Here is a 26,396-nt window from a genome sequence, read left to right on the forward strand (position 1 = left end):
TAATCAAAATCAGCTTTCGTTTAGAGAACTCCGTCATTTGGACTTAACCTTATGTCTCTCTAACTCACCCTCCCATAAAAGAAGTCGTCAGGTTGCATAAAGTGAATGAATAACTTATGTCTTTATCGCTCGGCATTTATTTCTTTTGGTAGCTGTGATGGCGCTTTGGGAACTTTTCGCAGTTTGATATTGATGACATCAGAGGAATAAAGCGTAACAATCATACTTCCCTCATATCGTTTGGCCCGGATTAGGACCGGTTGGTTATATTGATTATGAAAGCGAAAGTCAGGGCCTCCCCAGCTTACGGTTGCATCGCGTCCGGACGGCACATATGGTACGCTTCTTGTATGAGAATAGCGCTGAACGATTTGCAGCCCTGCACGATCGACAGCATTAAATAATGTTGATGACACCTGACAAATTCCCCCGCCTACACCTTCAGACAACTCACCTTTCACGATAATAGGTGCACGCATGTATCCTTTGTCCTGAGTTCTCATCCCAACAACTTGGTTAAATGAAAACGTCTCATTTGGAAAAACAACATGATTGTCAATTGCTTTTGCAGAAAGGGAAATATTGTGTGAACGGCTTTTATTGCTTGAATTAAAATAAGTTACATACTTGCCTAATTGCTGCGTACTGATGTGAGCAAGCAACTCGCTGTCAACTTTCGGATAGATGTTTAATTCCGGCACTTCTATTTTTGATGGGCCATGACCAAAGAAATAGGCATAAAATTTCTCCTTAAACGCTTGTTGATAAAGTCTGTAACCCATTTTCCCCGGGATGATGATTCCTTGATCGTTAAGCTTGGCGTTTATGGGCTCCTGGTAAATTTGTTGATCAAGCTGTTTGATAAACTTACGGTATTTTTCATGATCAATCATTGGGGTACCGGGAAGAGGCATCGTAAAATCTTCACGGTGAACAGTAGCAATCGTCCGTCCTTGTTGTGTGATCGCTAAACTGTCAGATGGCTCGCTGGGCTGAGCCAATAATAAAAGGCCAGTGATCCAAATGTGTATCATAAGTCGGCATACCTCCCGACAATTAGTATGAACAGGAGCTTATCCTTTGATGTATCTCGTCTTATCATATCGTTCTTAAGCGCCTGGTCTTTGTTTAATATAAAACATGAGCCCTCGCTAAGAGAGCTTTGATGTCAATGTCTACTTCAGCATCCACAACGCCTAGTGTTAAGAAATCATCTCTTAACCAATACTTAAGTGAAGAAAATCAAAATTGAACTAATCAGCAAATATGCAAAAAAATGAAAGTACTGTCGACTTCGGCAATCGATAAGCATCTACTCGTTAGATCAAGAGTTTGCTGTTGAATGATTTCAGTTAAGGTTGAATAAAATCAGATTGAAAGCATCCAACCATCAATGTTACAGGATTTATTAACGGCTAAATGCGCTTTACACTATTCTATACGAAGGAAGGAATCGTCGATGACAAAGCTCTGCCGAGAAGTTTGGATCGAAGTAAATCTTGATGCCATTAAAAAAAATTTACGAGCAATACGCCATCATATACCAAAAAAGACCAAAATTATGGCTGTCGTAAAAGCGAACGGTTATGGTCATGGGTCTGTAGAAGTGGCGCGCCATGCACTGGAACATGGGGCTAGTGAGCTCGCTGTTGCCAGCGTGGAGGAAGGAATCATTTTACGAAAAGCGGGAATTACAGCGCCTATCCTTGTGCTTGGTTTTACATCCCTTAGTTGTGTGAAAAAATCAGCAGCTTGGAATATAGAGTTATCAGCATTTCAGGTTGATTGGATTAAAAAGGCTAACGATATATTGGAAAGTGAAGCGAGTACTAACCGATTGGGTATTCATATTAATGTGGATACTGGTATGGGCCGTTTAGGTGTACGTACAAAAGAAGAACTTTTAGAAGTAGTGAATGCATTAACAGCAAGTAAACTCCTGAGATGGGAAGGTATCTTTACACATTTTTCAACAGCCGATGAAGAAGACACCACTCTAACCAGACTGCAGCACGATCAATTTCTCCGTTTTCTCCGTTTTTTAAAAAACCAAGACATTGAGCTGCCCACCGTGCATATGAGCAACACGGCTGCGGCTATCGCTTTTCCGGAATTTAGCACTGATATGATTCGTTTAGGTATAGGCTTATATGGATTATATCCTTCAGGATATATAAAACAACTACATCTCGTTAAGCTTGAACCTGCATTAAGTTTAAAGGCGCGTATCGCTTATGTGAAAACCATGCTGACAGAACCCCGTACCATTAGTTATGGTGCTACATACATCGCAAATCCCGGTGAAGTCATTGCTACACTCCCGATCGGATATGCTGACGGTTATTCTCGCGCACTTTCCAATCGCGGGTTTGTTCTTCATCGCGGAAAACGAGTGCCGGTGGCGGGAAGAGTGACAATGGATATGATCATGGTTAGTTTAGGAGAGAGTGAAGGCAAACAAGGAGAGGAAGTTGTGATTTACGGTCACCAAAAGGAAGCTGAGATTCCCGTTGATGAAGTTGCTGAAATGCTTAATACGATTAACTATGAAGTAGTGTCTACATTAAGCCGCCGCATCCCCCGTTTTTATATAAGAGATGGCGAGATTTTTAAGATATCAACTCCAGTAATGTACGTGTAGATTTTTTCTTTCATTTTTTTGCAAATGTGAGGTCAATCTCTCTTTTATGGATTTAAGACCCTATAATAAGAGGGATTCAGTTTTACACACTGATCCCCCTATCGTCTGCAATTTTAGAAAGAGGATCACAATACCAAATGGGAATTTTAGGTATTATTTCTCAATTAATTAAGAAGAAGTATTGTGAATACTTGAGCTACTTAGTTCATTTACATCATTGCTGCCGCAGTATGTGTAACTCTTGCTCATCTGTCCTCCACTTACAGCATATTCCCATTCTATTTCTGTCGGCAATCGATATCCCTTAGATCCTGAATTGATCGTGACTGTCCATTTTAATTTACCGTACTCACTCTGATTATTGAAGTCTTTCTTATTCTTGATTATGTTGTAATAGGGTTTTAAGCCCTCTTGGATACTGCGTTTATTACAGTATTCAAGAGCATCGTACCAACTTACCATTTCTACCGGCAATTTGTCGCTTTTGGATTGTGAGGGGTTACTTCTGTCCACTCTTTCTGAGTTACCTCATTTTTGCCGATATAAAAGCTCGATATTTTTACGCCTTTTCCATAAAAGTTAGACTTTTTGATCTTAACAGTCTCACCTTTAACTAGTATAAAGTTTTGAGGATCTGGTTCAACTACCGAGTTTTATTTTGCTTAAGGCTTATGTTTGATGAAGAAGGGGTTATGTGAAGGTGTCTGTTGTGAACAAGCGCTGACTACAAAAAATATTGCTATTAAACAAAAAATTAATACTATTCCATTACACTTATAGGGAAAGTTATAAAACCTGATGGAGAATACCCTACCTCCAGCAAAACGACCTTTAACCATTCCTAACGATTTTAATAATCATTTACCATGCCCGATCCATATATTAGGATTCCAACTAAAAGGCCGTCGCCTCTTAGTAAACTCACAATAACAACGATTATAAAACTTCTCAAGGAACGATCAGCAGCCCGTTAGCTACCCTTAATTAAAGATAATCTGTTTACCACACTGTTACGTTAGAACTTCCACTACTTTGATATCCCTCTGTCGCTAAGACTTGGTAAGACCAATTACTGCCCAGATTCATCCCATATCTCTTCCATGCGTTAACGTGATTGCTGAAAGTGATTGTAGCGTTGCTTCCAGTTGGTCTCTTCGACTGGCGAACACTCCAGTACTGCGTAAAAGTAGTTTTATCGCCATCAATGGAAGGTGCATCATAACGTGTAGTTGTGTACACGTCATATGTACCCCCATCACTGTAAACCGTACCTTTATACGTTCCAGTAGGTCTATAAGTACCCCATGAATCCACTACATAATATTCTATGAGAGGTGATCTCGTCCAACCATATAAAGTCAAATATGCATTGCCATTCGGTGCCCAAACTCCGGCATTATAGTTTATTGTCCTAAATGGCGAACCTGTAGTCCAGCCTTTACCGACAACGAAATTTCCGGTATTAGACCAATTCACACTGTAATTCCCGCCAGACCCATTGACAGCGTTTACTGTACCGCCCCCATCAGTCCAATTTTGCCAGTAGTCTGTGTTAGCTGCAGAGGCGGTTGCCGAAAACATGCTAATACTCATGAAAGCTGCCGTTAACCCAACTAAGAAATTCTTTTTAAACTTAAACATATGTTACCTCCTATAATATTTTTTCTGACTTTGACATGAGGTAGCACTCGTATATATTTAAAACATTGTTCATTACTAACGCCAAGGCTTTTGATCGTTCCCTTCAATATAATATCACGAATTCACGAGCAAATATTAAGCACATTTGTAATTTAATTACAAATACCTAAAAATTATATTATAAGTGGTCTTGTTCCTCCTTACCCTGATCCTTTTTTCGCAGAATCACAATTCTTGTTTCTAAATCTGATGGAGTAATATCTGTAATTAACCCTATTCGAACCATTTCCTATAAAGGAAATATACACTAGAGATTGTGAAGTCATTGTAGCTGCCCCAGGTGGTGCTCCTGACTTTGAAGCTGCAATGGAACATTTCATATCCCAAAAATCAGCTCATAAGATTGTTTACTGTGTCTTCGATGTTATCTGCAAAGACGGTCAGTCAATTGCCTCTAAGCCGCTCACTGTGCGTAAGACAGTTTTGAATTCACTTGAACTGAATCATCCTAACGTCTTTGTTATCGAAGGAATTCATGGTAACGGACTAACTTACTTTACCTTGGCCAAATAAAAAAATTAGAGGGAATCGTGCTAAAGAAAGCTGACTCCCCTTATGAAATCAATAAACGTTCACACAATTGGCTGAAAGTGATCAATTATGATTACACTGAAGTTCTCATAACCGGCTACACTAAGAAGGATATAAATTTCCTTCCATCCTATCCCGATGGAACTTCAGCTGGATTTATGGAATTCATGCCACATGCAGAACGAAGTAAGTTCCACTCTATGAAACAAGTAAAGTCTGAATCTGATGAATATGTATTTATTGAGCCTATTTAATGTAAGGTTAAGCACAGATTTAAGACTAAACACGGTAAACTCCGCATGCCTTCCTTCAAATTCTGAAGAGTATAAACTCTTCGTTACATAACTCCTTAGTGCCAACCCCTATAAAGCTTGATGAAAATTTAGTACATGGTTTAATTAGTTTATTTAATTTTCATCTATTCATCAAAGCTATAAGGGTAAACGATACTTTCTACAAATCCAATCTCCTTTCCTTTATTGCGAATTTTCATACATCCCTCATAGCTGTACGCCCATATTTCTTTATAATCCCTCAGTTCGCCACAGTTCCCTGTTATGATGAATTCTCTAAAACTATTGATCATCTGCCACACGTTACCTCCGTGTGAAAAGCCGTTTGGATCGTGGCGTAATTCATACGGATAAACGTCTTCCCCCGTGTAATTATCAACAAAGAATAGCTGTGTTCTGAATTTGAAATACGCTTTTGATTAGATTATTCTGAGATGTTTTCTTTGCCATAGAAAGTTCGACGCTCAATGCTTGCGATAAGCTTTATCAGGTCATTAATATCATTCATGCGTTTAATTTGTCCTTCCCTTACCCCCTTTCAATAAAATAAATATTTTATTTTGATTATAATGTGATTTTTTTAAAAATCCTTTTTAGTTTCCCATATTTCATTTCACTTTTTAATAATGAAAGACATTTCATACGTATGCCTTTCAAGAGATTGTACATTTTGTCTCGGACGTGAAATGTAATGAGATTTCTACTGGATTTTTTTGTGAATTGGACTTTCGATAAAGTCATGGATTATACACTAGCTGCTGTATTTGGTTTGTATTCAAGTCCAAATCAAAACAGACTGAGATCCAGATCACTTCGAAGAAAGACGCCGCCATAGAAACTAAAATCATCCTTCTATGATCGTTATCGATACGTGTGTTTTTTCCGATAACGATCCATCCTTATGTTTAGTTAAAAACTATCTTTTATTTAGACTTGTTCAGCTTGTCGTATAGTATCTAACAGTTCTTTCTCAAATGTTTTTATGTGATTGCCTTCGAATCAAACCCTTACTCTTGTTTTGTTTTCAAAATTCATTATTTAAAGCAGCTGCTTATATAGGTTCCTACATAAATACATTTATACTTGCTGTTATCGACTACATAAGCGTTCATTATCTTCGCTCCTTGGAATCACGATTTTAAGTTAACTTTAAAGTACATCGTCTTGAGAAATTCCCCTTTAATTGGTAAGCTGACACCTAGGATCATACAAAGCAGGTGATGTCTTGAATAAAATAATAGGAATAATTGGATTAATTGTTTCCTTAATTGTGCAAGGGTTTTCAGCAAGTGATTCGTTGACTCATGAGTTTGCTATGGCTTGTCTATTTGTATTCTTAATCATTTATAATTTTGAACATGCCAGGGATTTCTCTAAAAAATCTCTAATTGTCTTAGGAGCAATCTTTATAGCTCTAATGCTAGGTATTTATCAACTCCTTTCCTTTATCGGTGATTACTTTGAGAGGCTCAACTTAAATATTGGACTTATCATCTTACTTGAGATCGCTTTGATCATTGTTTTGGTATCTATTGCAGTAAACTTAATGAAGCTTATTGCGAAACGGTTAAGGAAAACACCACATGGTAAAGAGCTTTAACTCTTTGCCTTTTTTATGCTAAGTGCCTCTTTCTATCGGTCTCTTATCTATGAAATCAATTGCAATATCAACTTTCCCTAATTCCTTCTTTTCTGTTATGGTCTCGACTGATTCACCCTTAGCTGCAATATAAGTACATGATCATACCATTGATGTGATTGCTGTATAAGTTCGTCTATAAAATTAAAGTCTCCATTTATTGAAAACGATGAACTCTCCATCTTCATTATTAAAGACAAGATTGAATTTATGCAGTGCTTCATCAGAACAACTATTTCTTATAAAAGTATAAAATAAGTGTTCGTTTTAATCTTTCCTGTTACGAAAACTCTACTCAAGCCAGAAATCATTTTGTTTTTTCAAAAAACATTCTTGATTTTCGCATTTATATATGCACTCATAAAATATCAGATCATATCCATTATATGTAACTAAAATGCAGGTATAAGAGCTATTATATGGGGATTTAACTACCAAATATATGGGGCATATTTACATCTAAATACTCAAAAACAAGAACGAACGTGTCTATAGCACTTCCATTTCCACACCCCTCCCAAATTTTCATTTTCCTAATTCCGCCTCAAAATCACCCTATTTTACATCGTAATTGCTATCGTAAAACCGCATAATGCCAATGTTTTTCTCTCTTAAAATCCCCTCTTTTTCTTCAATATTTACTTAAAGCAGCCACTTCCCTCTACTCTCTCTTACGTTTTACGATCGTTTAATCCCTATTCACCAATCAAATTAGCAAATATCCTTATGTTTATCGCCTTTTTAAACACTTTTTTAATTTTTACGATAAGCATGTTATTCGTGTACGATATATGACTTGATTGTATTTGTTGACAATTTGACAGAGAAATTTAATGCACTTCTAACTTTTTTAATTGCAATGACAGTGAACAAGCAATGGATGACGAATCTCCACAATAAACCCCTACCTTCTCTTAATTGAGGAGAGTATTTTTTCGTTTTTAAGATAACATTAATCTTCCTTATTCATTTAAATATGATAAAATATTACATATTTAATATAGGAGGGCTTGTCTTGGAGCAAATGATCTCTTCTTCTAAAGTCGGAGTGAAAATAAATGAGTGGTATAAATACATAAGATTGTTTAGTGTCCCAGATTCGGAAATATTGAAAGCTGAGGTCGAGGAAGAAATAAGGCATATGAAAGAAGATCAAGATTTATTGTTGTACTATTCTCTCATGTGTTTTCGCCATCAGCTGATGCTGGATTACCTTGAACCCAAAACAATGAACGAAGAACGCTTTAAAATTTCAGACTTATTAGAAAAGATCGAAAGTAACCAAACTGATTTGAAAGGAATTCTTGAATATTATTTTAACTTTTTCCGGGGTATGTATGAATTTGAACAGTACGAATATCTTAATGCCATAAGCTTCTATAAGCAAGCCGAGAAAAAGCTATCACTTGTCGCAGATGAGATAGAACGAGCAGAATTCCACTACAAAGTTGCAGAGATTTATTATCATATGAAGCAGACACATATGTCGATGCATCATATTGTTCAAGCAATAGAAAGTTATAAAGCACATGAAACTTATACTGTAAGGGTTATTCAATGTTCGTTTGTTATGGGACTTAACTATTTAGATATGGAATATCCTGAAAAAGCGATCCCTCATTTTAAAGAAGCTCTAGACAAAGCAAGAGACATCGACATGCCACGTTTAATCGGTTCTTCCCTATATAATCTTGGCTTATGTTCATTTGCTGAGGAAGCTTATGAAAAGGCAGCTGAGTACTTTAAAGAAGGTATTCTAGTATACCAAAACAATGGGTATGAGCATTCAAATCGTTTATTAGATATCTTGTTAATGTTATCAAAAACCACATTTAAAATGAGGAATCAATCAGAAGCAATTTCTTGGTGTGCACATGGTCTGTCTTTGTCCAAGAATTTAAATGATGAAATTATGGCTAAAATGTTTGAATTCATTAATGCCTTATATGTTGATGACGACAAAGAAAAATTAAATTCGATTCTAAATTATTTAGAATCGAAATCAATGCTTTCAGACGTGGAGGATTTAGCCTCAGATGCAGCGAAGTATTATAATGAAAAAGAAGACCATAAAGTAGCTAATGTTTTTTATGAGAAAGTGCTTTATGCCCGTAAACAAATTCAGAGAGGGGATTGTCTTTATGAAACTTAAGCATGCATCTGTCTTTATTTTAGCCATTGTTTTAATTGGATTTGTCAGCATTTATTTAACTAATACTCAAAAAGATGTCCAAGAAGCACGTAGAGGGCATACAGCAAGTATTGGTTATTTCACTGATGGACATTCATTTGAAGTTGCTAGTAGAGGTCATACTTCTTAAATATGTATCATTCCCCTTCACATTTTGAAGGGGTTATTTTTACGATTTATGTCCACCAGTTAGACCTGCTTTCTGAAGCGCATTCCTGCAGGTGTATAAGAAACTGCTCTCAGAATCGCTTCCGATTCATATTTGTTTCTATCTCATCCATTACAGACCGCTTACTGATTAGAGTTATCTTCAATATTAGACAGAATAACTGAGATACTTCTTACTTACATGATTCTAGTAAGAAGATTGTTATTATCATTATTTTGACTGATGTTCCCTTTTAAAAGAATCATGTATGATCGATACAGAAAACGCTTTCAAAGAAAGGGGATACCAACATGTCTAATCGTATGAAACGAGTGTTGTTGCTTTTTATCACTGGATTGTTTATGAGTTTGTCTGCAGTCACTTCTACTGCATCGGCTCAAACCGGTGGATCGTTTTTTGACCCTTTTAACAGCTATAACTCCGGATTATGGCAAAAAGCAAATGGTTATTCGAATGGAAATATGTTCAACTGCACTTGGCGTGCAAATAACGTCTCAGTGACGTCATTAGGTGAAATGCGTTTGGCGCTAACAAGTCCATCTTATAACAAGTTTGACTGCGGGGAAAACCGCTCTGTTCAAACATATGGCTATGGACTTTATGAAGTCAGAATGAAACCAGCTAAAAACGTCGGGATCGTTTCATCGTTCTTCACCTACACAGGTCCAACGGATGGAACTCCTTGGGATGAGATTGATATCGAATTTTTAGGAAAAGACACAACAAAGGTTCAATTTAACTATTATACAAATGGTGTAGGAAACCATGAGAAGATTGTGGATCTCGGATTTGATGCAGCCAATGCCAATCATACGTATGCGTTCGATTGGCAGCCAAACTCTATTAAATGGTATGTCGATGGGCAATTAAAACATACTGCGACAAGCCAAATTCCGACAACACCAGGAAAGATCATGATGAACTTGTGGAATGGTACGGGTGTAGATGAATGGCTCGGTTCCTACAATGGTGTAACACCGCTATACGCTCATTACGACTGGGTGCGTTATACAAAAAAATAATGCCAAATGTGATAAGAGCCTGCTACCTCGATATAGCCAGGCTCTTATGATTGTAGTGAGAAGTTGTTGGCGTTGGCGTTCCCTATAGTGAAACTGAAGAGCAAATTGAAGTTTAAATTTATATGAGTTAGTTTCTTAACTAAATGATAACAAAAAACGATTATATTTTTAGTCGCTTTTTGTGATGACTTATGCCCACCTGTAAGCACAGCTCTGTAAAGCGCTGTTCCTGCAGGTGTATAAGAAACTGCTCTCAGAATTGCTTTCGTGCCATATTTGCTTCTAACCCCATCCATAACGGATCCAAGCTTTCTTCTCTTTTCATTATCCACCTCAAATAAACTCAACTGTTGATTAACTTCACCTTCAATATTTGATTACGTAACCGAGATACTTCTCACTGTCTTACCTGAGTAAAACTTATGAAAGAGCATCAAGCAGCATCTATAAATATCCATCGTGATATTCGTGGGAAGATCAATTGTTTTGGCTCGAGAAATTCACCCCCAAGCTAAGATTGTTCCGACCAACTTTATTATGTGCACGTGCCCTTCTTGCGACTTCCTCGCAAATCTCCAGAAGAACTGCTTTAATTTCTTCTTTTTCCGTATAATCCCTCAGCAAAATCTGACTCTTACCAAAGCTAATCTGCCCATGCAATAATGGAGCACCAATTTTGGATAAATCAATTCCGTAAGCATGGTAGTACAACTGGTTCCCCATCATTCCAAACTTCTTCTCAAGCAATTCTAAGGGAAACTTGGCTAACTGGCCTACAGTCGATATCCCCATTCGATTTAGGTTTCTTTCCATCCTCCCTCCTATCCCCACATTTTAGACAACGAATGAAGCAATTTGTCTCGCTCCTTTATTGATCCAATATCAATAGAACTATAGTTCCTTATTTAACATAAACAAGAATAAGGGTTCGATGTAAATATCGGTAATGCTATTCCATATCCTCGAATGATCCTTCCTTAAAATAATCTACACGTCTCCAAATAAATAAACCTCTAAAAATCAGAAGACATAAAAAAGAATAAGGGCTTTAAAACCCTTGTGAAAGCTTGTTTTCATTGCCCTCTCTATCTTCCTTTTTCATCATTTCTATATGTTTTTACGTATTTTGGTGAAAAAAGAAAAAGGTACCGTTTGGTACCTTTTTTTATATTTTTTTCGCATTTCTTGTGAATTTTGGTAGTCCGAATATAATTGCTATGATGCCGCAGATCCCGATTAAAACAGGATAGAAAGAGTAATGCAAGATGCTGACAGGTGAAATATTCCCAAGCTTCCCGGCCGATAACATCTGCGCGCCATAAGGAATTAAGCCTTGTATCACGCAGGAAAAGATATCTAAGATACTTGCTGACTTTCTATTATCGATTTTAAATTCATCAGAGATATTTTTGGCTATCGGTCCGGCTGCAATAATAGCAATCGTATTATTGGCAGTAGCTAGGTTAGTAACACTGACCAATCCGGCAATACCGGCTTCAGCACCTTTTTTCGAATTGATTCTATTGGAAATGAATCCCACCAAAAAGTCAATCCCTCCGTTTTGTTTCATGACGCCGACCATTCCGCCAATTAACATTGAAAGGATGATAAGATCAGACATTCCGATAATTCCATCCGTAATTGCTTTAAAATAAGACTCAAGCGTCAAGCTGCCGCTTGCAAACCCTATAATTCCTGTTAAGATCAATCCCCCAAAAATGACAGCCACCACATTAAAACCAATTAACGCAAAGACTAACACGGCAACATAAGGAAGTACTTTAAACCAACTGTAAGATTCAGCTCCGGTATGTCCTACGTGTCCTGTCTGTATAAAAAATAATAAAATGATAGTTATGATAGCAGCAGGCAAAACGATCAAAAAATTCGTTTTAAATTTATCCATCATTTGTGTTTTTTGTGAACGTACTGCCGCGATGGTGGTGTCCGAGATAAAAGAAAGATTATCTCCAAACATAGCTCCGCCGACAACAGCTGCAATAGCAATTTCAGTAGATAAGCCAAGTTCTCCGCTCAAACCGGCGCTAATTGGAGCAACTACGGCAATCGTCCCCATCGATGTTCCCATCGAAACAGAAATAAAACAAGCAATAATAAAAAGCCCTGGCAGTATAAACTGCTTCGGAATAATGCTCAAAGCAAGGTTGACGGTTGAGTGTACCGCTCCCATCGTCTCAGCTGCAGAAGCAAAAGCACCCGCTAATATAAAAATGATAACCATAATAATAATATCAGGATGTCCCGCCCCGGAAGCAAACCATTCTATTTTCTGATTGAGAGATTGCTTCTGGTTAAATGCAAGCGCGAAAGCTGATGCTATAATTGCCGCAATCAATATCGGCAATTTATAGAAATCTCCAGTCAATACACCAGAGCCGACAAAAAGGCCTACAAATAAGACTAGTGGCAATAGCGCCCAAGGATTTCCATTTTGTTTCATCTAAGTAGCCACCTTTAATTTCAGTATCAAGTCGTTAAACATAGTCTAAACAACATTCCATACTTTAAAAGGCTACAGTAAAAAAGTCAAGCGGAAAAATAGTATAGTAATTATTAAATTAAAAACAGAAAAGAAAGAAGGATTTTTCAAGAAGAGGAAATAACACTTTCATCAACAGATTATTTGGGAAGTTCCATATACAAATACAACTGTTTGATGAGGGGTGTTTGAGGGGGCAACACGCAACGATACTGGCATAAAAACTGGTTTAGCTTTATCAATAATACAATATAAAAAGGAAAGGGTTCATATCCTTCTTCCTCTTTATGCACCAACTCAATCTGCGGTCATAGCAATTGTTATTCAAACAAGACATAGCAGCATCAGAGAACATGAGGAGCATTTACAAGAAAATAAATTCAATAATTAAAAGGGCGCTATTTTCATATTCAAATTGAGTTCTTGTAAGCACTAATTGCTTCGTTACGTAGTAACATGTTATCTTTGTTAACCATGCCTAAGTTGTAAGCTTTTTTAATAATATCTAATACCTTCAAATCCATTGCAGAAAGACTACCTCCACCATTTAATCTGGATTTCCAATAATCTAAAGACTTATTTATGTCAAGTGAGCTTTTTTTATTCTCGGGTTCAACTACCTCATTTTTCTCTAGTTTTTCACAGAATTCACTAAAACTAATGGATGAAGGAGTTGGATTATTCCCTCCATACCCTTCAGTAGCCAAACTGCAAAATGCTAAGAATTTTGGATCATAAATAAGATCACTTGAATTTACATTTACCACCGATAACCACACTCCTTTCAGAGCTTTTTATAATCTTAGAGCACCCTTTCCATCTTTACACATGTTAAATATCGACAATTTTCCAAATGATTTAATAATTGAATAAAAAAAGAACCTGCATTAAGCATGTTCTCTCCCTCATTTGCAAACTTTTGTTTTATAGCCATTATTTTATTTAGATTGAGGATGCTTACTCGGAAAAGCAACAATACTTTAACATTGTGTTAATTCGTATAAGTCTCCTTATAGCTCCCCGTTTTATTTAAGTATATTTCTTCATAAACTTTAGGGTGAAAAGAGAGAGACTATTCCCCCTAAATTCTTTTAACTGGGCTGTTGTTTTAACCATTCTTTTTTTAGCAATGCATATTGAAAAGTGTTTTCATATTTAGGTGTTCCATCCTCGTATTTAGTAAATGAAATAAATTCAAGAAAATAACCTTCTTTACGCATACCTAATCTTTCACATAATTTTTGAGACCTATAGTTATCATCTTCAACATATGCATAAAGCCTTCTTGCTCCTTTTTGCATAAAGAGATACTTTAAGAAAGCCTTAGCACTTTCACTTGCGTATCCCAGCCCTTCGAATTGAGCATTGAAATTCCAACAAATAGAATAGGTATCTGGCTCTTCTTTAAAATAAAATAGTTCTCCTATTATATCATCACTATCTTTTAAGCAGACTGCAATATAAGAGTCATCTTTGCTTCTTTTTTGCACTCTTAAGACAGCTTCTTCTAACGTAGAAATTCTGTCATCAAGAAAGCAGTTCACTCTTGGATTAGCCGAATATTCCAACAAGCCTTGAGAATCTGCCTCGCAAAAATTTCTTAAAATTAATCGGTGGGTTTCAATTTTTTGCATTTGTAATCTCCTAATTCAAATTTATCGATAATCTGATCAAGCAAGAAGATGGAATGTTATCACCTTCAAATGCATCAACTATGAAGATTCCCCCAGGTGGAAAATACATGGGTAAATACAATTTGAAGGGAGTTTCAGTTGGTGTTGCTACCGCAGCAATCGCCGCAGTCTCAAAAGCACCTTACAATGTCATACTAAGTATTGTATCATTTTTAGCAGGTACACAAACAACTGCATATTATACGGTATTCCAGTATCGTTATGCCTTTAAATGTAATGCATATCCTTATGCCAATAGAACAAAATTCTATGAAGACTCGTCAAGAAAGAAAGTCTTAAGAACAGCAGACAGCGCTAAATTCTTTGGAAGCAGACCAATTCCGGCAAGTTGTCGGCCATAAAAACGAGGTGAAAATATGCAACAAGAAAAAACAACAGTTATTAATAGGATAATAAAAAGATATATCCTTTTGTTCCTTGTTTTATGTGCGTGCTATTTCGTTTACATGGGGGTACTGGGAAACAAGTTTAATGTGATTCCACTGGCTATTTTCATTGTTGGCTCTTTAATTGGCGAGTTCGTAAGAATAGGGAGGATAAAAAGATAGGAGGTTCCACCTTCTATCTTTTTTGTTATGGTTTTTCTAAATAAAAGAAGAATTTTATTCAGAAATTACATATAGTCTCACCAACTTACTTTTACATACTGTTTAAGATTCAAAGAATGCGATTTTATTCATTATTGAAGCAGCATTAGTGGTGAACAAAATATAAGTGCTATTTGCTGTTTTAATCACTACCCTATCCGTAGATCCATAAGGAAACCCAATTTTTTTGGCCAAGAAATGCATTGTTAATTTCTTTGATTGGAATTTCCATTTTGAATAGTTGCCAATTGATTATTAAGTTTTCTTTTGATTTTTCAACTTTGATTCCCAGCATAAACACATTCCTCTTTTGACTTGAATTCAGTGAAATTTTAACATGATCTGATCAAACATAGACTGAAAAAAGAACATGCTGTGGACTATATTTATGAAGTGGAATTCTTGAAGGAAATATAAAAAGACCGCCGTTTGATAGTCCATCATTTCAACTAGACGATACAACAAATTCTCTCATATAATTGAAATACATTTATTAAAACTTAAAATTTATAGTACCAAAAAATCGCATTTTCATTTGCTGTTGGAAAGTTTGAATAAAGCATAGTATCGACTGCACCTATTACAAAGTTATTTTTGGCATAAAAATGACAAGCTGAAACATTATTATCTTGTGTTTCAAGCATAAGACCACTAAGTCTATTCTCCTTTGCCCACTCAATAGCTTTATTTAATAATGCTGTCCCAACACCATTTTTTCTATAATCTTTTGCAACAGCCATGTCTTCAATTAGTGCATATCCATTCCAATTAGAATGAAGCTTAATCCGACCAACGCAGTTGTTTTCAACGTAATAAAAAAATACAGCTTTCTCCTCTTCTTGAATATAACTGATATCAATTTCATCACCTTCATATTTCTTGAAATAAGGTTCAGAAAATATCTCTTCTGTATATTTCCAAACATTGTTTTTAAATGTTGGGATAATTCTACCTGATACAATGAAACTTTCGTTTGGTTTATTAAAATCCTTCATATTAAATTGAGTCATTTTAATTATCACATCAATCTGCCTCCAAACGAAATGATATGTAGTACAACTTGTATTATATCGTTATTTTCACTTCGGATTTTTTTAACTATTCTGCCTCTTTTGCTCAAGAACACCTAGATTCTATTATATGTCATTTATAGGATGAATCAATAACGCCTTCCGAAAACAACAAATTTTGCGAAAACAGCTTAAATAAAAGAAACCAGAGAGTATATGAGGGAACTCTCTGGCCTAAATTTGCTGATATACCACACACAAGATCATTATATGTACTGCATCTTCTGAAAAACATTACTTGAAACAAGGATGCATAAGGGAGAAAAAATATTCGGGGAAACAAAAACATAAGAATTAAAATCAGCAGCTCATTAGCAAAAGAATTAACAACACACATGTACTATATAATTTCTTTCAATTAAGCGGACAGTCCTTCAAAGCGGTTTATTTTACCTGTGATAATTATACCAAACACTTGTTAAAAAGAGCTTGGACACGGAAGGTAAATGGTGGCTTTTTCTTTATGAAAAATATGCATGTTCTCGGGCTTCCCCTTTTCCATCTTTATAATTGATTATTTTTGATATTTTGATATATCACGCAGCCACTAAACAAAAAAAGTGGTGGCGATTTTGGAAATGAAAAGTCCAACAGCGCCACCACGTCCTAAAATTATATAATTTTCGTCAAATCAAAAATCTTAATTACATACGGATGCTACTTACGTAACGTTTTCCACCCTCTTTGGAAGTATAATACTCCTAGCGCCTTCAATTCTGCCTCAATGGCAGCCTTAACTTGGTTCCATCTGCCCTCAGCTAAAATACGGTGCGTTCCATTTCAGTCTTGATGCTTGCGGATACGATCAATTCTCCAGCCACGCTCTTTAGCGCAACAAATTTAATAGCTAGCTTTTGTGCCGCCTTATATTTAGGGCCTCCTGACTTGCTGTAACAGATTTCAACACCAATAGACTTACGGTTCCCGGTGCCGTTTGTGCCGTCTCCTGTGTGCCAAGCGTTATGATTTAACGGCAACCCTTGAATAACCTTTTTGTCATCAACTGCAAAGTGGAAACTTGTTGATTGGTCATATTTTGGTCCTTAACCCAAAATATCGATCTCTTAACTTATGACCAAAATTTAAAAATCCCTTGACACCAATAGTGCCAAGGGATTAAGAGATTAATACTGAGACATATACTGTTCGCGCTCCCAAGGATGAACCTGTGTGCGGAACATATCCCACTCGATTTCTTTTGCTTCGATGAAGTGCTCGAATAGGTGCTCGCCTAGGGCTTTGACCATCACTTCGTTTGATTTGAATTCGTCTAATGCTTCAGCAAGTGTTGCAGGAAGGTCGACGATTCCGTTTTCCATGCGCTCTTCTTTGCTCATCACGTAGATGTTGCGGTCGATTGGAGCTGGCGCTTCTAGTTTGTTTTTGATTCCGTCTAAACCTGCAGCAAGCAAGACGCTAAGTGCTAGGTACGGATTCGCAGCTGGATCTACGCTGCGCACTTCAACACGTGTGCTGATGCCGCGGGAAGCCGGGATACGGATAAGCGGGCTTCTGTTTTGCGCGCTCCATGCAACGTAGCAAGGTGCTTCATAGCCAGGAACAAGACGTTTGTAAGAGTTCACTGTCGGGTTTGTTACTGCTGTAAAGCTTGTTGCATGCTTCACGATACCTGCAATGAAGTGTTTCGCTGTTTCACTTAACTGAAGATCTGCGTTTTCATCATAGAATGAGTTAACGCCATCTTTGAAGAGTGATAGATTGCAGTGCATACCTGAACCGTTCACACCGAACAACGGTTTTGGCATAAATGTCGCATGCAGACCGTGTTTGCGGGCAATTGTTTTAACAACTAGTTTAAACGTTTGGATGTCGTCACAAGAGCGGACTGCACCAGCATATTTAAAGTCGATTTCGTGCTGGCCAGGTGCTACTTCGTGGTGAGATGCTTCGATTTCAAAGCCCATCTCTTCAAGCTCAAGAACGATATCGCGGCGGCAGTTTTCTCCCAAGTCAGTTGGAGCTAAGTCGAAATATCCGCCTTTGTCGTTTAATTCAAGAGTCGGTTCGCCTTTTTCGTCTAATTTGAATAAGAAGAATTCAGGCTCAGGTCCTAGATTGAAATCACTGAAGCCCAGGTCTTCCATTTCTTTCAGAATCCGTTTTAAGTTGTTTCGCGGGTCACCTTCGAAAGGTGTGCCATCCGGATTGTAAATATCACAGATGAAACGTGCTACTTTACCTTTTTCAGCTGTCCATGGGAAGATAACAAATGTATTTAGATCAGGATACAGGTACATATCTGATTCTTCGATGCGAACGAAACCTTCAATAGAAGATCCGTCAAACATGACCTTATTATCAAGTGCTTTTGGAAGCTGGCTTACAGGAATCTCAACGTTCTTGATTGTTCCAAGAATGTCGGTAAATTGCAGGCGGATGTACTTGACGTTTTCCTCATTTACTAATTTTACGATATCTTCTCTTGTATACTTTGCCATTTCGTAAAACTCCTCCTCTAAAAGGTAAATGTATATAGCAAAACAGTTGCTAACGGATTAATGAAAGAAGCGGGACATGTCGCCTTGACGGAATGTATTTCCTCTTTGAAAACGGCCGGCTTGCATAAGCTCGTTTTTCAGGAGCTGTCTCAGTTCGTCATCAGACAGATCATGTTTCATTGGTTTCTTCGTCTTCTCATTTTGTTTCTGTTCCGGCTCGGCCGATGCTTTCGCCAGAATTTGTTTAATTCCTGCCATGTTTACACCTTGTTCAATCAGGTGTTTAATTTCTAACAGTTTATCTACATCGTGAAATGAGAATAATCGTCTATTTCCTTCGCTTCTAGCTGGAAATATCAGTCCATTTTCCTCATAATACCGAATTTGTCTTGCTGATAATTCGGTCAATTGCATGACAATTCCTATTGGAAATAAAGGCATTGAGCGGCGAATGTTATCACTCATCTCAATTTCCTCCTTTTCTTAACTTAGTTTCATTATAGGTGATGTTATATTTTGTGTCAATAACATGTAAGGATTCTTAACATGAAATTCAGTGAAAATTTTAAACTATCCAAATTAAATTCTTATCCATTAAAGAATCCACTGCACTGCATATGGCATTTTTCACATGCGCATAGGTTAATCCTCCCTGGACATACGCTACATATGGCGGGCGGATAGGGCCATCAGCTGATAATTCAATGCTTGCTCCTTGTATAAATGTGCCCGCTGCCATAATCACATCATCTTCGTATCCCGGCATGTAGGCTGGATAAGGCGTCACGTGGGCATTGATCGGCGATGCATATTGAATGGCCTGGCAAAAGGCAATCATCTTTTCTCTGTCGGAAAACTCAACGGATTGTATCAAATCTGTTCTTTTCGCATCCCATTTCGGGTTTGAAGTGAAGCCCAGTTTTTCAAGGAATCTCGCTGTAAACACCGCTCCCTTTAAGCTTTGTGACACAACGTGAGGCGCCAAAAAGAAACCTTGGTACATTTCCTGGAGCGAGTAAAGAGACGCTCCGGCTTCCCGGCCGATGCCCGGTGAAGTCATTCGGTATGAACAAGCCTCGATCCATTCAGATTTTCCAACGAGGTACCCGCCTGTTTTGGCAAGACCGCCTCCCGGATTTTTAATAAGAGATCCTGCTATGAGATCGGCGCCTACATGGCAAGGTTCCAGCTCTTCTACAAATTCTCCGTAACAGTTGTCCACAAATACAATAAGATTTTCATTGATTTCTTTTACAAAGCGGATCATTTCTTTGATTTCACTAATTAAGAAAGAAGGACGATTGGCATATCCTTTTGAGCGCTGAATGCCGATCACCTTTGTCTTCGGATTGATAGCTGCAGCGACAGCATCGTAATCTATTTTTCCGTCTTCAGTCAGGTCAACCGCATTGTAGCCGATTTGAAAATCCTTTAGCGATCCAGAATTTTCTCCGCCTCTGACGCCGACAATTTCTTCTAACGTATCATACGGCTTGCCTGTGATATAAAGCAGCTCGTCCCCCGGTCTGAGGACACCGAATAAAGCAATGGAAATCGCATGTGTGCCTGAGATAATTTGAGGCCTGACAAGCCCGGCTTCTCCGCCAAACACATCTGCATAAATGCTTTCAAGTGTATCTCTTCCGATGTCATCATAGCCGTATCCTGTAGACGGCGTAAAATGAGTGTCGCTCACCTTGTGTTTTCTATAGCTTTGAAGCACTCGCCATTCATTGCGTTCACTGATTTCTTCTATTTGTTTATGAACGCCGGCAATTTCTGTTTCCACTTCCATTGCTGTTTTTTTTAATAAATCTCCGTGTGTTAAAGTTTCGAACATGTCCTTGTATTCCCTTCTTACATATACTTCTTCAATTCACCGATGATACTTTGCTCTTCTTGTACATATCCCGATATGTCGTACTGTTCGTTTTCTTCATTAAAATTAAAAACGTCAACCATCGTTTCGGATTTGATTCTGGAGAGAAGCTTGCCCTCACTTGCCGGTACCTGCGCTTCAAAAGGCGTTAACAGCTCTTGGCGCAAATAACGCTGGATGGCTTCCTTAAACTTTTCAGCATCCTCCTCAAATCTTGCACTGACCATGATATGATTCTTTCCAACGGACGGGATAAAGTCAGGCAGCTTTTGATCGCGTTTGTTATAAGCCGTCAGCACCGGGATATCATCTGCTTCAAGCTCTTCCAGCAAGCGAAGCACCGTTTTTTCGTGCCCTGTGTACTCCTCATTTGAGGAATCAATCAGATGCAGAATCACATCCGCTTCTTTTACTTCTTCAAGCGTTGAGCGGAATGCAGCGATCAGTGTCGTCGGAAGATCTTGAATAAATCCGACTGTATCTGACAGGAGCACGCTGTAGCCGCTTGGCAGCACCATTTTTCTGGTCATAGGGTCCAGTGTGGCAAAGAGAAGGTCTTCTTCATAGCTGTCAGCGCTTGTCAGGCGGTTAAACCACGTTGATTTCCCCGCGTTCGTATACCCGACAAGAGCGATTTGCAGCACACCGTTTTTCTTTCTTCTTTCCCGGTAGCGGCTTCTATGGCGAATGACAGATGATAACTGCGTGTTAATTTCATGAATGCGATTTCTAATATGGCGGCGATCGGTCTCCAGTTTTGTTTCCCCCGGTCCTCTCGCGCCGATCCCTCCGCCTTGCCGGGAAAGATTGATCCCCTGTCCCGTCAGACGCGGAAGAGCATACTGGAGCTGAGCCAGCTCGATTTGAAGTTTTCCTTCTCTTGTTCTTGCTCTTTTCGCAAAAATATCTAATATCAATTGCGTGCGGTCGATGATTTTTACTTCAATCGCAGTTGCCAAGGACTTCAGCTGGCTTGGTGACAGTTCATCATTAAAAATAAGAAGATCGGCTTCAAGCTCTTCAACGAGCGTCTTCAGCTCTTCAACCTTCCCTTTTCCTATATATGTAGCTGCGTCAGCCCGGTTTCGTTTTTGCGTGACGCTGGTCAATACCGTTCCATCTGCTGTTTTTGTCAGTGATGCAAGCTCTTCCATGGAATTTTCAAAATGCTCATCTGTGATATGCGGCAGCTGACATCCGACTAAAATGGCCTTTTCCTGTCTTATTTCTTGTTCGTTCAAATGGATGTTCCTTTCTATTGCATATTGGGCAGTAGTATTATCATACCAAACCCTGCATGTGTATACCACAAATCGATTGCTGTGAAAAGCAAGAAATACATTAGAAAAAAAAGACCTCTCACAGGAAGAGGTCTATATCGAGCCAGCGGTATCTTCTTTGATTGAAAGATCTTGGCTTTTAATGGTCATCAAATCGCTTTTTAAGTATTGGTCGCCCATTAGAAGTCTCATGGCTTGCGCTCTGATCGATTTTTCTATGACATTTCTGACAAAACGGCCATTGCTGAATTTAATGGGACTTGTTGTGCTTTTGACTGTCATTAAGTAATCCTTTAATTTCCATTCAGCTTCCTGACTGAGCTGGTATTCCCGCTCTGCGATCATCCGTTTCGCAATTTCCATAAGCTGATTGACGGAATAATCCGGGAAATCGATGGAGATGGGAAATCTGGATTGAAGACCGGGATTCAATGATAAAAAATGCTCCATTTCCCGTGAATATCCGGCAAGAATTAAAATGAATTCATGCTGTTTGTCTTCCATGTGCTTGACGAGCGTGTCGATCGCTTCTTTTCCGAAGTCCTTTTCGCCGCCCCTTGCAAGGGAATAGGCTTCGTCTATAAACAAAATGCCGCCTAATGACTTTTTGATTAAATCCCTCGTCTTTTGGGCGGTGTGGCCAATGTATTCCCCGACCAAGTCCGCGCGTTCCGCTTCGATCAGGTGGCCTTTTGACAGTACGTTCATTTCAAAGAACAGCCGGCCGATAAGCCGCGCAACTGTCGTTTTCCCAGTTCCCGGATTTCCTTTAAACATCATATGCAGCGCTTGCTTTCCCACCTTCAAGCCCTGTTCCGCACGTTTTTGATTGACAAAAATCCAAGCGTATATTTCCTTAATGTTTCGTTTCATTTCCTCCATTCCAACCAGTGTGTTCATCTCTTTTTCTATTTCCTTCAAAATGCCGTGCTTAGCTTCGTTTTTTTGCAAAGCCGCTTGATATTCCGCCTCTGCCTCAGCGTTTGTCAGCACCTGCTTCTGTCCGTTAAGAATAATGTTGATCTGTCCGTTGTTTTTATAAGTCACAGCGCGCTCCAACATTTTCACCTCTCAGTTCTCTCTATATGATATTCAAGCGTATGCCTTATGTGACAAACGCCTATCATGTGTCGAAACAAATGCTTTTTTTCGGGAACAATGGGGAATCCTGCGCTTTCCCGAGAAATACTTTATTTCTTATTGTATTCACGAACACAGGGTGGACAAACCAAGAGATTTTATTTTCAGTAAATTTGTTAGAACAATCAGCTATGAAGGCGATATTTCTTCGATGTATAAACCTCAGTTAGGATATTTTTAATGCGCAGATATGCTTGTAATGTGCTGAGGAATTTATGAATTATCAGATATACTTCCCTTTCACTTCAGTAGGTTGACATGAAAGTAAACCCCAGTCTGCATGAACGGCGTCTACTTCAACAGCTGAGCTTCTCTTACTGTTCGTCAATTGTGACAGTTTTCTTTTGGTCCGTCGAATGATTTCTCCCTTCTCAATCAGGATGATCCGTTTACAAAACGTTCAACGTCATCAATTTGATCGGAGGTGAGAAGAATCTTCGTTTTATGCTCAGTATTTACATGATGAAGAAATTGCTGTATTCTTCTTTTCGCAACGATATCTAAACCAATTTTTGGATCATCGAGAAAGAGGATTTTCTAATGATGTATAAAAGCCAGCAACTTTTTGGAAGAAACCCGGGTAAAACACCCGGAAAATCAACTTTCCTGAGAAAAAATCGGTGACTAAGTCTAGGATGATGTCAAATCCCCATACTCCTTCAAATACAAATGCCAATAATCCGATGAAGAACTGGAGAGCAAAATAATGGCACCGAGGAAAAGAGTGAGTATAAACGTTAACCCATGCGAACCATGAGTGAGAGATGGAAACAAAAAGAATGTCTGAACGTTACTTCCATTGAGTACGTTCTGACTGACCTCCCAAACCACCGGTCCGTAAAAAGACTGAAGCAGCATAGAGACCGTTGTGTATGTCATCATCATGTACCCCTCCGCTTTCTGCTGAAATCGATTGAATAACCCCCTTTTTTAAGCCGATTAGAAGGCACACTTTTAGTAACCTTCCTGTCGCATCCTGTTGAATTGTGCGCTTTCCCGAGAAATAATTTTTCGGGTAACAGGGGTTATTTCCTCATTTTTCTGCCGGATGATAATCGTACAAGCAGAAGCCGTCTTTTTTCATATCCTGTAATGAGGTGATGGAGAATGGTTAAAATTTTTATTGATCCAGGTCATGGCGGGTCCGATCCAGGCGCAACAGGCAATGGTCTCCAAGAAAAAACGTTAACCTTGCAAATCGCTTTAGCTTTACGCACTATATTGACGAATGAGTATGAGGGTGTTACTGTGCTGCTGAGCCGGACAAGCGACCAATATGTCAGCTTAAGCGACCGGACAAATGCTGCAAATAACTGGGGAGCCGATTTCTTTTTATCCATTCACATTAATTCCGGGGGCGGAACAGGTTTCGAAAGCTACATTTATCCGGGAGTCGGAGCACCGACAACGACTTACCAATCGGAGATTCACTCTAAAGTCATACAAGCTGTCGACTTTTCCGATCGCGGTAAAAAAACAGCAAACTTCCACGTATTAAGGGAATCCTCAATGCCTGCCCTGCTTACGGAAAACGGTTTTATTGATACGGTTACAGATGCGAACAAGCTTAAAACGAGCAGTTTTATTCAAAGCTTGGCAAGAGGACATGCAAACGGGTTGGAGCAAGCCTTCAGCCTTCAAAAGACATCCAACTCAGGGTTATATAAGGTTCAAATCGGGGCTTTTAAGGTCAAAGCAAATGCGGACAATCTTGCAACCAGCGCAGAGTCTAAGGGTTTTGACGCCATTGTGCTCTTAAAGGACGGATTATATAAGGTTCAGATCGGCGCTTTTTCTTCCAAAGAGAATGCCGATGCCCTTGCTGCCAAAGCTGAGAATACCGGCTTTGACGCTATGGTCTTCCTAGAATCATAATACTGCTGCGGACGAGCATGCCTGATAAAAAAACCCGGTTCCTCTTCATGAGAAACCGGGTTTTTTTATTCAAGAATGTCAACCACGAATTGCGACCATGTTTCCAGACGGTTATAAATGTCTGTTTGTTGTAGTTCAGAAATTTTCATCCATTTACCCGCAATTTGCTCTTTCTCTTTGACTTCCACATGTGAGCCTGGCTTTAATTGAAGCGCAGATAGAATACCGATATGCACTTTGCCGACACTGTTGTCATCATCATTTATCAAACCTAATGTGACAATGGCCTGCTTATCCTCTTCTTCGATTTGCAATTCTTCATCAAGCTCCCGGTCTGTGTTCAGCTTTAAGACCTCGGCAAAGGAAGCAGCTCCTTCAATATGATTCATATGGCCGCCAAAGCCAAGAGAAAGCTTATTGTGAAGACGTGATTCTCCGCCGCCAGCCAGCCGCTCATAAAGGAAAACTTCATCCTCGCGTTTAATGACGACATAAGGAATCGGCTGCTTATAATGAGGATCTTCTTCTGCGTCTCCCCTTCTCATTTCAGAATAGGTCGCCTCAATTTGAGCCATAATTTCTGCTACTCGGGCATCTTCACTGTTTACGCCTTGAAAAGTCAATTTTTCTTTTTTAAACACTTCATCGCGCGGAGCGACCAAGATGATTTCATCCATTTTTCCCATGATTACTGCGTCCTCCTATTTCAACCTTCAAGCCGAAAAGAGCAGATATTATATCTGCTCTTTTTCATCATCAAAGAAAAAGTCATCGTCTTTGATCGGCTCAACGGTCGCTTTTTTGTACCCGTTCCCCTTCATGGAGAAGAAGTCATGTGATTTTGTTTTTGTATTTAATCCGTTTAAAACGATCGGATTAATGTCTTCCTCTTCAAAGTACGGATCAAATCCAAGGTTCATCAGCGCTTTATTCGCATTATAGCGGATGAACTTCTTGACATCGTGGGAGAGTCCGACTTGATCGTATAAGTCCTCGGTATACTCAAGCTCATTCTCATAAAGCTCATTCAGAAGGTCAATGGCAAATTCGCGAAGCTCTGCTTTTGTCTCTTCTGTCTGCTTATTGTAGATTTCTTGAGCGAGAAGTCCGACATAAACACCGTGAATCGCTTCATCACGAAGGATCAGGTTGATAATTTCACCGCTTTGCATCAGTTTTCCTTGTCCGTAGAAATATAACGGATAATAGAAACCGCTATAGAATAGGAAGCTTTCTAAATACACAGATGCAACCATTGCTTTGAACAGTGAAATCTCGTCATCTTTTTTAATCGCTTTGTAGAGTCCGACGATGATTTGCGCTTTTTTCTGCAAAAATTTGTTTTGTTTGACCCATTCGAATACTTCATTAATCGTTTCAGTCGGTGCCAGTGTCATGAAAATATTAGAGTACGACTTTGCGTGAACGGCGTTCTCCATCATCGCCATAAAATTCAGCACGGCTTTCCGCTGGTGGCCGTCTACGTGCTCAGCCACGATCGGCATTCCTGTATTCCCCTGCTCTGTATCAAGAAGAGTCAATCCGGCCAGTACCTTCATATACGTGTCTTGCTCGTTTTTCCCGAGGTACTTCCAAGTGAGGAGATCGCCGTTTAAAGCAATCTCTTCCGGAAGCCAGAACTGTTTCACATTTTGGTTATAGAACATTTGGGTAAAGTCATCTTCATGCTTTGACCAGTTTGCTGCGTCATAAATTTTCGTCACT

At 38.7% G+C, this 26,396-nt stretch carries 22 protein-coding genes and 8 pseudogenes; 10 read left to right on the forward strand and 20 right to left on the reverse strand.

What is annotated here, in order from left to right; all coding sequences use genetic code 11:
* Positions 1-122: 122 nt before the first annotated feature.
* Entirely contained in the window at positions 123-1,034 is a 912-nt protein-coding gene (locus UJ203_RS05810) for a VanW family protein (RefSeq protein WP_322009063.1), read from the reverse strand.
* A gap of 425 nt (positions 1,035-1,459) precedes the next feature.
* Between UJ203_RS05810 and alr the strand changes: the two genes are divergently transcribed.
* Positions 1,460-2,641, forward strand: coding sequence for an alanine racemase (gene alr, locus UJ203_RS05815; RefSeq protein ID WP_322009065.1), 1,182 nt, complete (start codon positions 1,460-1,462; stop codon positions 2,639-2,641).
* A gap of 198 nt (positions 2,642-2,839) precedes the next feature.
* Here alr and UJ203_RS05820 read toward each other — a convergent pair.
* Both UJ203_RS05820 and UJ203_RS05825 read right to left on the reverse strand, forming a co-directional pair.
* Positions 2,840-3,267 (reverse strand): annotated as a pseudogene (locus tag UJ203_RS05820) (formylglycine-generating enzyme family protein); the annotation flags it as partial.
* Between the two features lie 373 nt (positions 3,268-3,640).
* The gene (locus UJ203_RS05825) at positions 3,641-4,282 is read right to left on the reverse strand and encodes a glycoside hydrolase family 11 protein (protein ID WP_322009067.1); all 642 of its coding nucleotides are present in this window, start codon (positions 4,280-4,282) and stop codon (positions 3,641-3,643) included.
* A gap of 312 nt (positions 4,283-4,594) precedes the next feature.
* On the opposite strand from UJ203_RS05825, the pseudogene UJ203_RS05830 reads away from it, so the two are divergent.
* A pseudogene (locus UJ203_RS05830) lies at positions 4,595-5,193 on the forward strand (ATP-dependent DNA ligase); the annotation flags it as partial.
* A gap of 98 nt (positions 5,194-5,291) precedes the next feature.
* On the opposite strand, the pseudogene UJ203_RS05835 reads toward UJ203_RS05830, so the two are convergent.
* A pseudogene (locus tag UJ203_RS05835) lies at positions 5,292-5,674 on the reverse strand (hypothetical protein).
* A gap of 183 nt (positions 5,675-5,857) precedes the next feature.
* Between UJ203_RS05835 and UJ203_RS05840 the strand changes: the two are divergent.
* The 4 genes and pseudogenes from UJ203_RS05840 to UJ203_RS05855 all read left to right on the forward strand — a co-directional run bounded on the left by UJ203_RS05840 (position 5,858) and on the right by UJ203_RS05855 (position 9,126).
* Positions 5,858-6,008 (forward strand): annotated as a pseudogene (locus tag UJ203_RS05840) (hypothetical protein).
* Positions 6,009-6,391: 383 nt separating this feature from the next.
* Complete coding sequence (locus UJ203_RS05845) at positions 6,392-6,766, forward strand: YoqO family protein (protein WP_322009069.1); 375 nt, start codon at positions 6,392-6,394, stop codon at positions 6,764-6,766.
* A gap of 1,054 nt (positions 6,767-7,820) precedes the next feature.
* Positions 7,821-8,957: an aspartate phosphatase gene (locus UJ203_RS05850; protein WP_322009071.1), complete on the forward strand. Its 1,137-nt coding sequence runs from the start codon at positions 7,821-7,823 to the stop codon at positions 8,955-8,957.
* The gene (locus UJ203_RS05855; protein WP_024121541.1) at positions 8,947-9,126 is read left to right on the forward strand and encodes a hypothetical protein; all 180 of its coding nucleotides are present in this window, start codon (positions 8,947-8,949) and stop codon (positions 9,124-9,126) included. The genes UJ203_RS05850 and UJ203_RS05855 overlap by 11 nt, the downstream gene beginning before the upstream one ends.
* Before the next feature lie 39 nt (positions 9,127-9,165).
* On the opposite strand, the pseudogene UJ203_RS05860 reads toward UJ203_RS05855, so the two are convergent.
* Positions 9,166-9,341 (reverse strand): annotated as a pseudogene (locus tag UJ203_RS05860) (UV damage repair protein UvrX); the annotation flags it as partial.
* 114 nt (positions 9,342-9,455) lie between these two features.
* Between UJ203_RS05860 and bglS the strand changes: the two are divergent.
* Positions 9,456-10,187 (forward strand): beta-glucanase, encoded by a 732-nt coding sequence (gene bglS / locus UJ203_RS05865; protein WP_106022090.1) that lies wholly within the window; start codon positions 9,456-9,458, stop codon positions 10,185-10,187.
* A gap of 185 nt (positions 10,188-10,372) precedes the next feature.
* Here bglS and UJ203_RS05870 read toward each other — a convergent pair.
* The 4 genes and pseudogenes from UJ203_RS05870 to UJ203_RS05885 all read right to left on the reverse strand — a co-directional run.
* Positions 10,373-11,029 (reverse strand): annotated as a pseudogene (locus UJ203_RS05870) (DNA polymerase thumb domain-containing protein); the annotation flags it as partial.
* A 323-nt stretch (positions 11,030-11,352) separates the two neighbouring features.
* The gene (locus UJ203_RS05875) at positions 11,353-12,648 is read right to left on the reverse strand and encodes a Na+/H+ antiporter NhaC family protein (RefSeq protein WP_322009075.1); all 1,296 of its coding nucleotides are present in this window, start codon (positions 12,646-12,648) and stop codon (positions 11,353-11,355) included.
* Between the two features lie 449 nt (positions 12,649-13,097).
* A complete protein-coding gene (locus UJ203_RS05880; protein WP_024121536.1) occupies positions 13,098-13,454 on the reverse strand; it encodes a hypothetical protein in 357 nt (118 codons plus the stop codon).
* Positions 13,455-13,778: 324 nt separating this feature from the next.
* Positions 13,779-14,321 (reverse strand): GNAT family N-acetyltransferase, encoded by a 543-nt coding sequence (locus UJ203_RS05885; RefSeq protein WP_322009078.1) that lies wholly within the window; start codon positions 14,319-14,321, stop codon positions 13,779-13,781.
* A 107-nt stretch (positions 14,322-14,428) separates the two neighbouring features.
* On the opposite strand from UJ203_RS05885, the gene UJ203_RS05890 reads away from it, so the two are divergent.
* Positions 14,429-14,722 carry a hypothetical protein gene (locus UJ203_RS05890; RefSeq protein WP_322009080.1) on the forward strand — a complete coding sequence of 98 codons (294 nt, stop codon included), beginning with the start codon at positions 14,429-14,431 and terminating at the stop codon, positions 14,720-14,722.
* Between the two features lie 309 nt (positions 14,723-15,031).
* Here the strand turns inward: UJ203_RS05890 and UJ203_RS05895 are convergent.
* Positions 15,032-15,263: pseudogene (locus UJ203_RS05895) on the reverse strand (hypothetical protein).
* 205 nt (positions 15,264-15,468) lie between these two features.
* Entirely contained in the window at positions 15,469-15,990 is a 522-nt protein-coding gene (satA, locus tag UJ203_RS05900) for a streptothricin N-acetyltransferase SatA (protein ID WP_322009081.1), read from the reverse strand.
* Positions 15,991-16,566: 576 nt separating this feature from the next.
* Here satA and UJ203_RS20880 point away from each other — a divergent pair.
* Positions 16,567-16,620, forward strand: a complete 54-nt coding sequence (locus tag UJ203_RS20880; RefSeq protein ID WP_373690333.1) for a hypothetical protein — start codon at positions 16,567-16,569, stop codon at positions 16,618-16,620.
* 117 nt (positions 16,621-16,737) lie between these two features.
* Here UJ203_RS20880 and UJ203_RS05905 read toward each other — a convergent pair.
* The 7 genes and pseudogenes from UJ203_RS05905 to UJ203_RS05935 form a co-directional block, all read right to left on the reverse strand.
* Positions 16,738-17,063 (reverse strand): annotated as a pseudogene (locus UJ203_RS05905) (N-acetylmuramoyl-L-alanine amidase family protein); the annotation flags it as partial.
* A 99-nt stretch (positions 17,064-17,162) separates the two neighbouring features.
* Positions 17,163-18,497 carry a type I glutamate--ammonia ligase gene (gene glnA, locus UJ203_RS05910; RefSeq protein ID WP_105954294.1) on the reverse strand — a complete coding sequence of 445 codons (1,335 nt, stop codon included), beginning with the start codon at positions 18,495-18,497 and terminating at the stop codon, positions 17,163-17,165.
* Between the two features lie 57 nt (positions 18,498-18,554).
* The gene (gene glnR, locus UJ203_RS05915) at positions 18,555-18,962 is read right to left on the reverse strand and encodes a transcriptional repressor GlnR (RefSeq protein WP_010334345.1); all 408 of its coding nucleotides are present in this window, start codon (positions 18,960-18,962) and stop codon (positions 18,555-18,557) included.
* A 100-nt stretch (positions 18,963-19,062) separates the two neighbouring features.
* Positions 19,063-20,337: an aminotransferase class I/II-fold pyridoxal phosphate-dependent enzyme gene (locus UJ203_RS05920; protein WP_322009086.1), complete on the reverse strand. Its 1,275-nt coding sequence runs from the start codon at positions 20,335-20,337 to the stop codon at positions 19,063-19,065.
* A gap of 17 nt (positions 20,338-20,354) precedes the next feature.
* A complete protein-coding gene (hflX, locus tag UJ203_RS05925) occupies positions 20,355-21,617 on the reverse strand; it encodes a GTPase HflX (RefSeq protein ID WP_322009088.1) in 1,263 nt (420 codons plus the stop codon).
* A 132-nt stretch (positions 21,618-21,749) separates the two neighbouring features.
* Positions 21,750-22,718 (reverse strand): stage V sporulation protein K, encoded by a 969-nt coding sequence (spoVK, locus tag UJ203_RS05930; protein ID WP_049809927.1) that lies wholly within the window; start codon positions 22,716-22,718, stop codon positions 21,750-21,752.
* 708 nt (positions 22,719-23,426) lie between these two features.
* Entirely contained in the window at positions 23,427-23,678 is a 252-nt protein-coding gene (locus UJ203_RS05935; RefSeq protein ID WP_322009092.1) for a hypothetical protein, read from the reverse strand.
* 225 nt (positions 23,679-23,903) lie between these two features.
* Here UJ203_RS05935 and UJ203_RS05940 point away from each other — a divergent pair, with 225 nt between their 5' ends.
* Positions 23,904-24,671 (forward strand): N-acetylmuramoyl-L-alanine amidase, encoded by a 768-nt coding sequence (locus UJ203_RS05940; RefSeq protein ID WP_322009094.1) that lies wholly within the window; start codon positions 23,904-23,906, stop codon positions 24,669-24,671.
* A 65-nt stretch (positions 24,672-24,736) separates the two neighbouring features.
* Here UJ203_RS05940 and UJ203_RS05945 read toward each other — a convergent pair whose 3' ends face one another.
* On the reverse strand, positions 24,737-25,357 hold the full coding sequence (locus tag UJ203_RS05945) for a hypothetical protein (RefSeq protein ID WP_105954289.1): 621 nt from the start codon (positions 25,355-25,357) through the stop codon (positions 24,737-24,739).
* A 48-nt stretch (positions 25,358-25,405) separates the two neighbouring features.
* Positions 25,406-26,395, reverse strand: coding sequence for a class 1b ribonucleoside-diphosphate reductase subunit beta (gene nrdF, locus UJ203_RS05950; RefSeq protein WP_044155791.1), 990 nt, complete (start codon positions 26,393-26,395; stop codon positions 25,406-25,408).
* Position 26,396: the final 1 nt, after the last annotated feature.

The organism is Bacillus sp. V26, from assembly GCF_034296245.1.
GTDB classification, from domain to species: domain Bacteria; phylum Bacillota; class Bacilli; order Bacillales; family Bacillaceae; genus Bacillus; species Bacillus halotolerans.

Coding starts and splice junctions, on each gene's coding strand:
- UJ203_RS05810 (WP_322009063.1), bottom strand. CDS start 1,034: ATGATACACATTTGGATCACTGGCCTTTTATTATTGGCTCAGCCCAGC.
- alr (WP_322009065.1), top strand. CDS start 1,460: ATGACAAAGCTCTGCCGAGAAGTTTGGATCGAAGTAAATCTTGATGCC.
- UJ203_RS05825 (WP_322009067.1), bottom strand. CDS start 4,282: ATGTTTAAGTTTAAAAAGAATTTCTTAGTTGGGTTAACGGCAGCTTTC.
- UJ203_RS05855 (WP_024121541.1), top strand. CDS start 8,947: ATGAAACTTAAGCATGCATCTGTCTTTATTTTAGCCATTGTTTTAATT.
- bglS (WP_106022090.1), top strand. CDS start 9,456: ATGTCTAATCGTATGAAACGAGTGTTGTTGCTTTTTATCACTGGATTG.
- UJ203_RS05875 (WP_322009075.1), bottom strand. CDS start 12,648: ATGAAACAAAATGGAAATCCTTGGGCGCTATTGCCACTAGTCTTATTT.
- UJ203_RS05885 (WP_322009078.1), bottom strand. CDS start 14,321: ATGCAAAAAATTGAAACCCACCGATTAATTTTAAGAAATTTTTGCGAG.
- UJ203_RS05890 (WP_322009080.1), top strand. CDS start 14,429: ATGGGTAAATACAATTTGAAGGGAGTTTCAGTTGGTGTTGCTACCGCA.
- glnA (WP_105954294.1), bottom strand. CDS start 18,497: ATGGCAAAGTATACAAGAGAAGATATCGTAAAATTAGTAAATGAGGAA.
- glnR (WP_010334345.1), bottom strand. CDS start 18,962: ATGAGTGATAACATTCGCCGCTCAATGCCTTTATTTCCAATAGGAATT.
- UJ203_RS05920 (WP_322009086.1), bottom strand. CDS start 20,337: ATGTTCGAAACTTTAACACACGGAGATTTATTAAAAAAAACAGCAATG.
- spoVK (WP_049809927.1), bottom strand. CDS start 22,718: ATGTTGGAGCGCGCTGTGACTTATAAAAACAACGGACAGATCAACATT.
- UJ203_RS05935 (WP_322009092.1), bottom strand. CDS start 23,678: ATGATGACATACACAACGGTCTCTATGCTGCTTCAGTCTTTTTACGGA.
- UJ203_RS05940 (WP_322009094.1), top strand. CDS start 23,904: ATGGTTAAAATTTTTATTGATCCAGGTCATGGCGGGTCCGATCCAGGC.
- UJ203_RS05945 (WP_105954289.1), bottom strand. CDS start 25,357: ATGGGAAAAATGGATGAAATCATCTTGGTCGCTCCGCGCGATGAAGTG.